This is a genomic window from Candidimonas nitroreducens, from assembly GCF_002209565.1.
Lineage (GTDB): Bacteria > Pseudomonadota > Gammaproteobacteria > Burkholderiales > Burkholderiaceae_B > Candidimonas > Candidimonas nitroreducens.
Genome location: NZ_NJIH01000003.1, coordinates 573067 through 586209 on the forward strand (window position 1 = coordinate 573067; position 13143 = coordinate 586209).

At 55.7% G+C, this 13143-nt stretch carries 12 protein-coding genes; 5 read left to right on the top strand and 7 right to left on the bottom strand.

The genetic code is table 11. The annotated features are described in order from the left end of the window. Window positions 1-894: a fumarylacetoacetate hydrolase family protein gene (locus CEY11_RS06260; RefSeq protein ID WP_088602483.1), complete on the bottom strand. Its 894-nt coding sequence runs from the start codon at window positions 892-894 to the stop codon at window positions 1-3. A gap of 150 nt (window positions 895-1044) precedes the next feature. Between CEY11_RS06260 and CEY11_RS06265 the strand changes: the two genes are divergently transcribed. Beyond that, a complete protein-coding gene (locus tag CEY11_RS06265; protein WP_088602484.1) occupies window positions 1045-2775 on the top strand; it encodes a thiamine pyrophosphate-requiring protein in 1731 nt (576 codons plus the stop codon). Between the two features lie 34 nt (window positions 2776-2809). Here CEY11_RS06265 and CEY11_RS06270 read toward each other — a convergent pair whose 3' ends face one another. Further along, window positions 2810-3529 carry a TetR/AcrR family transcriptional regulator gene (locus CEY11_RS06270; RefSeq protein WP_088602485.1) on the bottom strand — a complete coding sequence of 240 codons (720 nt, stop codon included), beginning with the start codon at window positions 3527-3529 and terminating at the stop codon, window positions 2810-2812. Between the two features lie 494 nt (window positions 3530-4023). Here CEY11_RS06270 and CEY11_RS25925 point away from each other — a divergent pair, with 494 nt between their 5' ends. Further along, a complete protein-coding gene (locus CEY11_RS25925; RefSeq protein WP_269845255.1) occupies window positions 4024-4149 on the top strand; it encodes a hypothetical protein in 126 nt (41 codons plus the stop codon). A gap of 121 nt (window positions 4150-4270) precedes the next feature. Here the strand turns inward: CEY11_RS25925 and CEY11_RS06280 are convergent, their stop codons facing one another. Continuing rightward, on the bottom strand, window positions 4271-5239 hold the full coding sequence (locus tag CEY11_RS06280; protein WP_158215198.1) for a tripartite tricarboxylate transporter substrate binding protein: 969 nt from the start codon (window positions 5237-5239) through the stop codon (window positions 4271-4273). Window position 5240: 1 nt separating this feature from the next. Continuing rightward, window positions 5241-6443 carry a mandelate racemase/muconate lactonizing enzyme family protein gene (locus CEY11_RS06285; protein ID WP_143322703.1) on the bottom strand — a complete coding sequence of 401 codons (1203 nt, stop codon included), beginning with the start codon at window positions 6441-6443 and terminating at the stop codon, window positions 5241-5243. Between the two features lie 78 nt (window positions 6444-6521). On the opposite strand from CEY11_RS06285, the gene CEY11_RS06290 reads away from it, so the two are divergent. After that, window positions 6522-7712, top strand: coding sequence for a citrate synthase family protein (locus CEY11_RS06290; protein WP_158215199.1), 1191 nt, complete (start codon window positions 6522-6524; stop codon window positions 7710-7712). Here CEY11_RS06290 and CEY11_RS06295 read toward each other — a convergent pair. Further along, complete coding sequence (locus CEY11_RS06295; RefSeq protein ID WP_158215200.1) at window positions 7709-9226, bottom strand: amidase; 1518 nt, start codon at window positions 9224-9226, stop codon at window positions 7709-7711. The genes CEY11_RS06290 and CEY11_RS06295 overlap by 4 nt on opposite strands. A gap of 317 nt (window positions 9227-9543) precedes the next feature. Here CEY11_RS06295 and CEY11_RS06300 point away from each other — a divergent pair, with 317 nt between their 5' ends. Next, window positions 9544-9786, top strand: coding sequence for a YlcI/YnfO family protein (locus CEY11_RS06300; protein WP_088602490.1), 243 nt, complete (start codon window positions 9544-9546; stop codon window positions 9784-9786). Between the two features lie 283 nt (window positions 9787-10069). Beyond that, on the top strand, window positions 10070-10939 hold the full coding sequence (locus CEY11_RS06305; RefSeq protein WP_158215201.1) for a LysR family transcriptional regulator: 870 nt from the start codon (window positions 10070-10072) through the stop codon (window positions 10937-10939). A 22-nt stretch (window positions 10940-10961) separates the two neighbouring features. Here CEY11_RS06305 and CEY11_RS06310 read toward each other — a convergent pair whose 3' ends face one another. Continuing rightward, a complete protein-coding gene (locus CEY11_RS06310; protein ID WP_088602492.1) occupies window positions 10962-11876 on the bottom strand; it encodes an HpcH/HpaI aldolase/citrate lyase family protein in 915 nt (304 codons plus the stop codon). A 22-nt stretch (window positions 11877-11898) separates the two neighbouring features. Beyond that, the gene (locus tag CEY11_RS06315; protein ID WP_088602756.1) at window positions 11899-13113 is read right to left on the bottom strand and encodes a CaiB/BaiF CoA transferase family protein; all 1215 of its coding nucleotides are present in this window, start codon (window positions 13111-13113) and stop codon (window positions 11899-11901) included. Between the last annotated feature and the right edge of the window lie 30 nt (window positions 13114-13143).

Here is a 13143-nt window from a genome sequence, read left to right on the forward strand (position 1 = left end):
TTATTTCACCTGCTTGATAATTGGTGGAACATATTTCTTATCAAAAATAAAGGTGCCGCCACCTTTGCTTTGCACGACAGAGACGCGCATTTCTCCCAGGCCGGTCAGACTGATCCGGATCACATCGCCTGCCGCAACTGGCCCCACGCCGGCCGGTGTACCCGTGGCAATAATGTCCCCCGGATACAGTGTCATGACTGCCGAAGCCATTTCAATCATTCCCGGGATATCCAGAACCAGGTCACGTGTATTGGCGTGTTGTCTGAGCTCATCGCCGACCCATAGCTTCATCTCGATATCTGAGGCGTCGGCAATTTCATCTTTGGTTGTAATCCACGGTCCGACAGGACAAAAGGTGTCATAGGCCTTGCGTGCTACGCGCTCTTCACGCCCGCGCACGACCATATCGAGTAGACAGGCGTAGCCGAACACATATTCTTGCCACTCTGTTGCGGCAATATCTTTGCCCTGTTTGCCAATCACAATGGCTAATTCACATTCGTGATGAATTTCGCGGTTGGGGGTATTGGGTAGGACAACAGGCTCGTCTGCGCCCGACAGAGAAGAGGCCGGTTTCAGAAAAAAACCCTGGTGCGTGGCACGGTAATCGGCCTGCATTTCCTTGCCATGGTCGTGATAGTTGACAGGAAAGGCGATCACTTTGTTCGGCCATGGGATCGGCGTTTTAAGGGTGACATCACTTAGCTTGTGACGTGGAGCGTGTGTTAGCGCGGCTTCGATGTTGCCGCGTTGCCGATCAAATGCCGCGATTGTCTGCACCATGCCCACGGGAGGCCAGGATTGGCTATTTACCCCGCACACATCTGTGATATCGACAATGCTATCTCCGAGCACGACTCCAAGCCGATGGTCGTTAAAACTGGCCAATTTCATTGTTTCTTCCCGAATACGAAAGTGTCGTTGTTATTGACAACCAGAATTATCATGCAATATATTTGGATTGTCAATTAATATTATACTGTACTATAAAATTAGTTGTAATATCATGTTTTCATTGATTTATATCTCAGGTAGTAAGTGGAAATGGACCAAAAAATCGAGCAGCCACCAAGTAGCACAACTGTTAGCGAGGCATATTTGGCTCACTTGCGTGCACGGGGGATTGAATATCTGTACATGGGCGCGGGGACAGACACGGCGCCGATTGTCGAGGCGTACGCACACGTAGGGAACGCAGCGCGCTACCCCACACCCGTGGTGGCAGCGCATGAGAACCTTGCGGTGGGCATGGCCCACGGCTATTACATGGTGACCGGCAAGCCGCAGGCGGTGATGTTGCATGTGACGGTTGGCGCAGCTAATGCCATTTGCGCCTTGATGAATGCCAAACGCAGCCAGATTCCGATTTTCTTTACTGCCGGCCGCACGCCGTTGTATGAACAGGGCATTCTCGGCTGCCGCAACAGCCCGATCCATTGGGCGCAGGAGATGTACGACCAGGCCGGCATGGCTCGTGAACTGGTCAAGTGGGATTATGAGCTGCGTGATGGTCGCAACGTGACACATATTGTGGATCGGGCGTTGGATATCGCCATGACCCACCCTAAAGGGCCGATTTATCTCACCTTGCCAAGGGAAGTGCTGGCGCAGTCGTTGAGCGCGCAGGCTGTCGGTAGTGAGCGCATTAATGAACCACAGCGGGCCGGGGTGCGGGTGAATGACCAGGATCTGACGGCACTGGCGCAACGCCTGAAGGTGTCCAGCTACCCCGTAATTGTCACTGCCAGCTCTGGAATTGAACCGGCGACGGTGAGTCTGCTGTCCGAGTTAACACGGGAATTCGGTATTGGTGTGGTCGAATCCATGCCACATTATGTGAACATCCCCAGCGGCCATCCGCTCTATTTGGGAACCAACGCATCGGCCGCCTTGCGCAAGGCCGACCTGGTGATTGTGCTTGAATGCGATGTTCCCTGGATTCCAGAGGCTGGTGGTCCGCCCGCAGAAGCCTTTGTCGCTCATGTTGCCGTTGATCCGCTATTCGGCGATCTGCCGGTGCGCGGCTTTCGAAATGATTTGCTTGTTAGCTGCGAAGCCCTGCCGTTTTTATCACAACTGAAAGAGGCGCTGAGCAGGGAACAGGTTCAGGCGTCTGCTCCAGCTCGTTATGCGCAATTGAGCGCCGATGCGGAAAAATATCAAGCGACACTTGCCCGTAGCGCACAGCAAGACGAGTCAACGGGTGGAGCTATTACTAAAATATTCCTGTCGCGCTGCGTGGATCAGGTAAAACCGGGCGATGCCGTGCTGGTCAATGAATATTCAGTACTTCCTGAGCATATGCATTTTGGTCAGGGCGGGACATATTTTCTGAATTCAACTGCTGGTGGACTGGGCTGGGCATTTCCCGCTGCTCTGGGAGCCCAACAAGCCTTGCCGGACAGAACGGTCATTGCCGTCCACGGCGATGGCGCCTATATTTTTAGCAACCCGGCCGCCTGCCATCATGCTGCACAACTGTATCAATTGCCAGTGCTGGTGCTGGTCTATAACAATAGCCACTGGCATGCAGTAGAAAAATCCACACTTGCCATTTACCCGGGTGGAGCAACCCATCTTGCGGTGGATGCCGGACAAAAAAGCCCTCTGTCTAGCCTGGCGCCAGTGCCGGATTTTGAGGCCTATGCCGAAGCTTCGGGCGGCTATGGGGAGCGCGTAGTGCGACGGGAGGACTTGGTGCCTGCATTAAAGCGCGCTCTGCACGTCGTGCAGCATGAAAAGCGTCACGCCTTGCTCAATATTATCGGTATTTGATGCAAGTACCACCGTCCCGACGCTGTAGATGCGGTTATGTGAGCTGGTCGAGGTCACTTGACAACGAAATGTCGCTGACCAACTCCAGCGGATCTATAGCGAAACCCTCGAACGCGAGCTGGTACAGCTCGTGCAGCCGCTCCATACCTTGGCGCAGGTTCATTTTATTTGTGTTGAGCCAATTGCGCAGATGCTGGTTGTATATGCACCACCACAGCTCGGCCACCAGATCCGGTTTGATATCAGCTCTTAAGCGCCCCGCGGCCTGCCGCTGCCGGATGGCATCGGTGAGCATTTCGATCCGATGAGGCTTGCCTGCTGCAAACTTAAGGGCCTCGGGGCCGCTGTATCGGCCTAGCAATACGGCGCTGACTTCTACCCGGGCCTGGCGGGAGATTTCGGGATCGCGGGCCCAATACTGAAACGTCCTGATGCTGAAATGCATGAGCATGTACATCAGTCGCGTTTCCGGCGGCCAGTCGGAAAACTCGCGTAGTTTCTGCAGGGCGATATCGTCGTTGACGATCATGAACAACAATTCGGATTTTGTTGACGCATAGGCAAAGAGCGTGCCTTGAGATACCTCTGCGCGCTCAGCGATTTCGCGTGTGGTTGCGGCCTCGTAACCCATTTCACGGAAAACGATCCGGGCCGCTTCCTTGATTCGATTGCGCCGTCTCAGCTTGCCTTTTTCCCTAATGGTCAATGGCGGCTCAGTGCGGCCGTCGTCTGACTCGTGGCTCATTTTCAACATCTGGTTCCTGAATAATTTCGTATTCAAGTCGAAAAATACCACACGCTCTAAATATAAGCGACCCGGTGCTGGTGATGTTTCCTATCACTCTACCAATTTGCGGGACGGCTCTGTATGTAGTGTGTTGACTGATGTCCGCGCTTTCCACGCACTGGGTGGGCGATCTCCAGGTGCCTGGCGATCTCCGAGTTTGAGGCGCCCTGTGGGTGCATCTGCCGTACATCCTCCCAGCGTTGCTTGCTCAGCATCACCATCTCCTGTGGCGTGAGGTGGGCTGACATGATGCGCTGCTCTGGGTTCAACTGACTGTCCATCTGTTCTGTCTCCAGAAAGCAGGTGGGGAATTTTTAATGACCCTGAGGGGGATTATTGGATGACCGATAACAGACGCCCATACCCTGGCGGGTACTTCGGGCCACGCCTACGACTTTTCTTCTACCACGCGCTGCTTCGGTGCGCTGGGCTCGGCCCGCGGCAACGACGGGCGAACTTCGGTGCAGCCGCGGGCGACGCTGCCCATCGGCAAATCGGCCGGCGCCTATGTGCGCTACGACAGCGTGCTGCACACGGGCAATGTCAATGCGCAATCGCTGCAGGCGGGAGTGGCCTACCAGTTCTGAATGATCAGCGGCCTGCGGCCGCGCTGGATTGCTGGATGGCACGGGCTGGAGAGGATGTTCAAAATAAAGCTTACGAGAAGGGTAGAACTTTATTTTTCCCTTGCACCCCGCCATATTGACGTCAAGAAATGTCGATGGATTTGGCGATAGCGCGCCATAGTGCAACATCATTCGCCAACATGGTCGAAAACTCCTGTGGAGTCGATGCCTGGGGTTCTAGCCCCTGAGTCTCAAACTGCTTGCGCAACGAGGGTTCGGCTAAGCTGGAGACTAGACTTTGGTTCAACGCTGTGACTATTTTCTCGGGGATCTTTGCTGGCGCAGCCAGGCCGTGCCACAGAGCCTCGGCGAACCCATGGATCCCTGCCTGTTCTGCCGTAGGCAGATCTGGAAACAGCGGCGAGCGTTTGGCTGTAGATACGCAAAGAGCCTTCAGTTTGCCGTCCCTAACGTAGCCTGTCACCGAAGGTGCACTGGCAAGCATGAATTGCACACGGCCTGCAATCAGGTCGGTCAGGGCTTGGCCGCTGCTGCGATACGGGACGTGCGTGACTTTAATCCCTGCCTTTTGCGCGAACAATGCCGTTGCCAGGTGCGTGGAAGAGCCCGTACCCGAGCTTGCGTAATTCAGGGAATCCGGCTTGGCTTTGGCCAGAGCCAAGAGCTCTGTGACGTCCGAAACGTGCAAGTTTGAGTTGACCACTAGGATCCAGGGGCCGCTCGCGATGAGCCCAATAGGGGTCACATCCTTTATCACGTCGTAGGTAAGCGACATGACGGCCGCGTTGGACGCGTGCGAGGTCGAAAGCAGAATTAATGTGTAGCCGTCGGCTGGCGCGCGTACCACGTACTCAAGACCCAGCGCGCCACCGGCCCCTCCTTTGTTCTCTACCACTATGCTCTTGCTCAAGCGCCGCGACATCGCGTTTGCAACCAACCTGGCAAGGACATCGGAGCCGCCTCCGGGGGCATACGGTACGACTAAGCGGATCGGTCGCTCTGGATAGGCGGCGTGCGCCACACTGTGAATCAGTCCTGCACCCGGCAAGACCATTGATGCGGCGCCAAGCAGTTGTCTTCTGGTGATCATGTCATTCTCCTGTTGATCCAGCGAAACTCGGATCGTTGATGGAAAGTGGTATGTGGGAGTACGGATGCTTTGAACTGACTGTCTCATCAAGTGCCAGGCCCAAACCCGGTTCCGTCGGTACCGTGAAGTGGCCATCGATAAACCGTGGCGCAGTTCCCGTCACTGCGGTACCGAATAAGTGCGATTCGGCGAACTGCTGCTCCACGGCTTCCTCTAGCCCCAAGGCAGCACAGATTTGTACTGTGTGCGCGTGCGCAATAGGCCCTGATGGATTGTGCGGTGACACACGGACGGCATGGCGGGAGGCCAACTCGGCGATTGCGGAAAATTCGCTGTAGCCGCCGCAATATTTGATGTCAGGCATGATGACGTCATATAGGCCCTGCGTGATGTAAGGCCAGGCCCCATCTCTTGAGAATACGTTTTCTCCGCCGGCCAGGAGCATACCTCGACGATTGGCATGGCGACGCAAGTCCTTTACACTGCGGCACCGCTCGTTGGATTCGGGCACAGGGCACTCGAGCCAGTGCAAATTTATGTCCGCAAGTGCGTCGATCAGATCCATTGCGCGCGGCACGTCCAGCCGCCAGTGGCAGTCCGCCATTAAGGAGACTTCGGGGCCGATCGCGTCGCGCACCGCCTGTAGACGTCGCACGGCTTCTTTCAATTCGGCAGCGCCCTCGGCAGTCGACGCAGACTGCGGCGTCACTGCGTCGAAGGGCATTATTTTGATGCCGCCAAAGCCGGCGCGCACAGCGGCCGAGCAGCTTTCGGCGAAGCCCTTTGGCGTGCGCTGCAAGACGCTACGATTGACGGTCGCATAAGCCTTCAAGCGGCGCGATGAACCGTTTCCCCATAGATGATGGATGGGGCGATTCAAATACTGGCCGGTCAAGTCGCAGCAGCACTGATCGAATGCGCTGAGCACGGCATTGCCGGCACGACCCGACGGAAGCCCTGGGTATGCATGCCTATACGGATGCAGTTGATCCAGAGGCTTGCCCCGTAGCGCCGGTTCCAGCGTATCCAACAAAGCTGACAGCACGGCCTCATGCGACCGCAGCGTCAACTCTCCCCATCCAACGCTACCGTCGCTCATTTCAAGTTTCAAGAAAGACCAGTTGCTTCGCTTTCCCACGCCGATCGCACAGAGTCTCAGAGAGGAGACCAACGCGTCGTTGCATGTGGATATGGGTTTGATCATATGTGCCTGTTTGTGATGTCGTCTGCTAGTATGATATTGGTTGTACTTTTACGGTCAATCTCGATTGCTCGAATCAATATGAGAAATCTGCACCCGACAAAAGAATCAGCAGTCGCGTTGATAGACTCGAAGACGGCAGCCGAGATGTTGGGTATATCGCTGGCGACCTTGTACTCGTACGTAAGCCGAGGAAAATTGGGCCGCTCGTACGATGAACGCACTGGGAATAGCCAGTTCAACCAGACCGAAATCATCGACTTCATCCGGCGTCGTGACCGAGGCCGAACGCCCGGTAATGTGGCGCGCGCATCGCTGGACTTCGGCTTCCCTGTGCTCGACAGCCAACTATGCGAGATCAAGGCAGGAAGGCCCTGGTTTCGGGGAATCGATGCGGTTCAACTGAGTGAAACAGCAACACTCGAGGAAGTGGCTGCATTGCTGTGGGATGTGCCCGTTGCTGATGTAAACAGGGCGGAATTTGTCTCGCGCCATTGCGCTGATGAGAGGGAATTCTTCCCGCGTTTTAGCTTATGGCTTCTACAGCGCATGCGTGAAGTAACGCACGATCAGTGTGCATCCCGCGCGGCTCGCTTCGCACATGCCAACGAAATACTGCACGCCGCGATTGCCTTTGCAGCCGGCGTTAACGCTGCGGCGGCCGAAAACGCGCATGATGTCATTGCCAATGCGTGGCGATTGAACTCCACCCACGCCACGATTATCCGACGTGCCCTGGTTCTCCATGCGGATCACGAGCTGAATCCTTCGAGTTTCGTTGCACGTTGTACGGCCTCCACTCTTGCCAACTCCTACGCGGTGACATTAGCGGGTTGTTGCGCGGCAAGCGGCATGAAGCACGCGGACTTCACACAGTCCTATGATCTCGTCGGCCGTATGCTGTCTTCAGAGCGGCATACACCCCAACTTCTGCAATTGGCGGGGCAGGGCATACCGCCTGGGTTCAACCATCCCCTTTACCCAAAGGGTGACCCCAGAGCTGCCGCGATACTGGCCGACTTGCGCGAGTACGTAGGAGGGCCTGTGGTCGCGCTCATCGACAAATATTTGCACACTGCTCATAGAGAGTTCGGGCTATTACCGAAGAACGACTTCGCCATGGCTGCGGCCGCTCATGCTCTGGGGTTGTCGGTGCTGGCATGCCAGATTCTTTTCATCATCGCTCGCGTCGTGGGTTGGAATGCGCATGCCTTGGAGCAGTATGAGTCTCCGCTCCTGATTCGGCCGCGTGCGCGCTATGTAGCGGGCTAATTGTCATCCTTGGACAATGGTGGCGGACGGCGAGCGTCCAGCACTTGCTCTATCGACATGGCGATTCCGAGCAATCTGGCATCCTGTCCGGGCTTTCCCAGTATGTCCAGGCCTATGGGTAGCCCCTGTGGCGATTTCAGTTCCCTTGGTGTGAAGCCGGCAGGAAGGTCGATTGCAGGAAACCCAATCGCAGACGCGAATACCCCATTACGCTCAGGCCGTCGTGCTTCGTCGATACGCAATGGCGGGCGTTTTTGCGATGGGTACACCAGCGCATCCAGCTTGTAGTCGTCCATTAAGCCAAGTATCCGCTTTCGTAACGCCTCTCCTTTCTTCAGGGATTGTCGGTAGCCGTCCATCTGGAGCGGTGCCTTCCAGGACACGGCGTTCTTCAGAAAGCTTTGCATGGTCGATGGAAATTTTTTCGCGTTGTAGTATTCCTGCAGTGTTGCCACACCTGGTACAGGTTTGATCTGTGCGAGATAGGCTTCGAATAATGGACGAAATTCATAGTTCGCGACATTAAGGTTCTTGCTACTGCGTTCGGAGTCAAAGCTTACGTCGTCTATGTTCACCGTCTCCAGCCCTAGGGCTCGCAACTTCGTCAGGGCAGTGTGGACCACTTCGTTGACGGCCTGGTGTTCGGGGCCAGTCCCGAACAGATTTTCCAGAATACCCACTCTAACGCCCTTCAGTACGATGGGCTGCAGCGCAGTGGCAATGGGTGCAGCCAGTCCCTCGAACGCAGTAGTTGCAGGATCTAGTTGATCGCGGCCTTCGATGATATTCAGTATTTGAATCGTGTCGGCAACCGACCGGCAGATCGGCCCCACGACATCCATTGTCGACGATTGCGGTATCACGCCGCGGCGGCTGATAGCGCCATGTGAAGTCCGTACCGCCACAACACCCGCCGAGCTCGCAGCATTACGTAGGGAGTTCACTGTCTCGCTGCCGATCGCACATGCTGCCATTCCCGTGGCAACGGCGACGGCCGGTCCTCCGCTCGACCCTGCAGCAAAGCGGCGTACATCATAAGGATTCAATGTCTGGCCTCCCAGGGAACTGATGGTGCTGCCTGATACGGCGAACTCATCGAGATTCGCTTTTCCGACGAGCAATGCTCCGGCAGCTCTCAGCCGCCTAGCGATCTCCGAATCTGCGCGAGGCATGTTGTTCCTAAACAGCACGGAACCGCCTGTCGTCGGCATGCCGCGGACATCGATATTGTCCTTGAACGCGATCGGTACACAATGAAGTGGGCGTACATCCCCTACCCGTCGCCTTTCGTCGAGGGCATGCGCGTCTTCTAGCATTCGAGGATTGATGGTAATGAATGCCTTTAATTTTGGATCCAGGCGCTTTATGCGGTCTAAGGTTGAGCGGGCGAGCTGCTCGCAACTGAGATCTCCCTGCGCCTGAGCCCGCAGCAGCGTGGGAATGTCGGCTTCGAGAAGGTCTGCTGCATTGCCAGTGACAGAAGATCCCATTCCCACAAGGCCAATCGCACACATAAGTATTCCTGTTACCCTGCAACTATTTTGCATCGTCATCTCCTCGAGTCATGCCGCCCTTGCGACGTATGGTGTCCGTGCGGATTATGAGCGGTGCGGTTCCGAACCGTCTAGATTGATTCGTCGAAGCAACATGAAAAGTGCACGATATTCGCTCTATCTACACAGATTTTGTGAAGGGGAAAAGGTTTATGATCTGCATTTGTCATCGATACCTTCGTTCGTGTAGCTGCCATGTGCTCGCAGCGACGCGCCACCGAGCTTGGTGTGCGCACCATTACGCCAGCGGGTTTTCTTCAACATCTGGAGACCTCGACATGACTGCCTTGACTATCCGTCTACCAGACTCCGTCCATCGCAAGATCAAAGAGCTTGCCGCGAATGATGGCGTTTCGGTCAACCAGTTCATCGCTAGCGCGGCGGCCGAGAAGATGGCCAGTGTAATGACGCTGGACTATCTTCGTGCCGAAGCCGCCAAGGGGCGCCGCGAAGACTTCCTGGCCGTGCTGAACCATGTGCCGGGTGTGCTGCCGGCACCAGGCGATGAATCGCCGAGCTGAATTTCAGTTTTTTATTTGGTGTCTATAGCATTGGATGACGCCGACTTGGAAGGCAGTTCCGGTTCAAACTTGCATAGGATAGAACTATATTTTCCGTCTACAGTGACAGCAAGGGTTATAGTCTGTCGATTTGCAATTTCTCCTTGTTGCTTCTAATTATTCATAAATAAAGAGCAATTAACTTTAATTCATGCTTAACGCTCTTTGGGCCGTGCGGGCAAATCCAGCTTGTCGGAGCCTGGGTTCAGCGGATACCCTACCTTATTATCTAGAGATCCAAACTATGAATCTGCGGCAGCTCGAAGTGTTCTACGCAATCATGCGTACAGGCTCTGTTACAAGTGCCGCTCGGATGTTGCATGTGTCACAACCGGCAGTCAGCACGGTTCTTAAGCACTTCGAGTCACGGCTCGGCATCAAACTATTCGAGCGCGTTGCGGGAAGGCTGACACCTACTCCGGAGGCGCAAGCTATTCTGCCAGAGGTTCGTTCCATTTTTGGTCGAGTCAATCGCCTTGGGCAATCCCTACAAGATCTGATAGGCGGAAGAATCGGGAGACTGGCCGTCGCTGGATCCTCTCCAATTGCGAACGGTTACCTCGCGCAGGGATTAGCATCATTCGTGAAGGCACGGCCCGATGTCCAAGCATTGCTATACTCAATGACCTCAAGGCAGGTGGTTGAAAGCGTTATCAATCGGGAGAGCGATGTTGGAGTCGCTTATGGGCCCGTCCTGAATTCGGCGGTGCGCACCGATGTTTTGACCAATGACGCCGTCATGTGTGCGATGCGAGAAGATTGTCCATTGGCCGCGCGGGAGAAAGTCAGGATCGAGGATCTCGCCTCATATCCCTTGATTACCTACCTGCCTCAAGCTGGGTTGCGCAGTGGCATCGATAGTGCGTTCGAGCATGCAGGCGTATCGCCGCATATAGCCTTCCAGGTGGTTCTGGCGCTCAGCGCGGCGATGCTTGCTTATCACGGAGCAGGTATCGCCCTGGTACTGCCGGTGGATGTACCGATTGACGGCTTGGTCTGGCGTCCCTTGGAGCCCCACATTGAAGTCAATATGGTGATTATCACCGCCCGGGACTCAACCCTTAGCAGGACTGCCAGCGCTTTCGTCGAGCATCTGAAGAACTCCAGTTCATAATCCAGCGTGAATTCTGCGGAACTCAGACCGCTGCTTGACGCGACTCCTTCTCCTTGATGCGCTCCGCCGTTCGGAGCAGCTGTATCGCTCGGTCATAAATCGGGTAATCCACCATTCGTCCATCGACCTGAACGGAAGCGCGACCGGCCGTCGTGGCATTCACGAATCCCTGCACCACGCGCTGAGCTGCCGCAAGTTCATGCTCCGCTGGGCGGAACCCCTCGTTGAGCAGGGGTACGGATCGGGGGTGGATGCACGTGGCGCCTCGTAATCCGAAATTCCGTGACCGTCGAACCAAATCCCGGTACGCCGCATCGTCATTGAACTCCGCAACTGAATTTAGCAATCCCATAGGCAAGATACCGGCAATGCTCGCGGCTATGACACTGCGCTGGCGCGGATAGATCATCGTCTCGCCGACCGGCAAGGAACCCGTGGCTGTTGCGAAATCTTCACCTCCTGCGCTGATAGCAATGTTGCGGGGGTGGGCTGAAGCGATCGAAACGATATCTTCCAGGGCTTCGGGTGATTCAATCAGCAGCATGAATCGGGTGTGCCCCTTTTTCATGCCGTGTCGTGCCTCGATGCGATCCGCCAGTTCCGCCAGCAGGCGTACGTGGCTGGCCGATTCAACCTTCGGTAAGATCAGTGCCTTTACCTTGGGTGAGATTGCCGTTTCGAAATCGGGTACGCACAGCTCCAACGGCTGATTTACCCGAACCAGGACATCGGCTCCGCTTGCTCCCACTGCGTCCACCGCTGCTGGTAGCTGCTGCCGCACGGAATCCTTTAGCGTCGAAGGGACGCTATCTTCTAGATCGAGGATGATCCCGTCAGCCGCGACCGTCTGTGCCTTATCGATAAAACGCTGGATATTGGCCGGGACAAATAACAGCGAACGCCACACAGGCAGATCTTTTTCGTCGTGAAGCCTCATGATGCTGATCCTGTCTCGAGCCCTAGATGATCTTTCGTGCTTCGAACTCCGCTATCTCGGTATCAGAGTAGAAGCGTGAGTAGACTTCCCTGTTGTGCTGGCCGATGGAGGGCGCTGGGCTCCTTAGCGTCGCGGGCGTATTCATGAGTGCCGGCGCGGCGCAATTCATCATCAACGATCCCAGATCCTCATCTGGAACCTCGTACACGACTTCACGATGCTGAATGTGGGGATCCTCGATCAGTTGCGCAATGTTATATACCGGCGCTGCCGTGATTCCATTCTTCTCGAAGAAGACCAAGTTCTCTGTGAGTGTGTACTGTTTGATCCATCCGCCCACGATGGCGTCCACTTCGCTCCTGAGCTTTACGCGCGCAGGAGCTGTTTTATAGTCGGGATTCTCGTTCAAATCCCCTCTTCCTATTGCCGAGAACAGGCGCTCTGTCATGCGCTGCGTGGAGGCGGAAATGGCGACCCAGCCCCCGTCTTTGGTTGCATAAACGTTGCGGGGCGCAGATATTTCTGAGGCCGACCCTACTCGGGTATGCTTTTTTCCCGTGGCCCGGAAGATTGCTGCCTCTGGCCCCAAGACTGTAAAGAGCGGCTCCATCAGACTCAGGTCGATGACCTGCCCTTCGCCTCTCTTCAACTCGACTTCGCGTATGGCGATCATGGTTGCCATCGCACCGTACAGTCCGGCGACCATATTGGCCAGAGCGAGTGGAGGCAGCACGGGTTCGCGGTCAGGGAAGCCATTGCGATCCGCGAACGTTGACATGGCTTCGATCAAGGTGCCGAATCCCGGACGTGATGCATACGGGCCGGTCTGGCCGAACCCCGATACTCGCACATACACCAATTTGGAATTGATAGTGCGGAGATCCTCCGGCCCCAGGCCTAGCTCCTCCATATAGCGATATCGAAATGACTCGATGACAACGTCGAAGCCGCGTGCAAGCTCCTTGACGATTTCTGTCGCGCCTGGCGACTTTAGGTTGAGCGAGATGCTCTTCTTGTTGCGGCCATAGACTTTCCAGTAGATGCTGTGGCCGTTCTCCTTCCAGTCCCGCAGCGTGTCGCCGCGGCCGGGCTGCTCGACCTTCACGACCTCTGCACCGAAGTCGGCCAACTGCAGGCTGAGCATGTTGCCTGCGACTAGGCGGGAGAAATCCAGAACCCGGATCCCTTGCAACGGTCCTGGCCGAGTTGGATCGTATTGTTTCTTGGCGATGGGCATAAGTGGTATAAGGTCGTCGGAATCGATGGG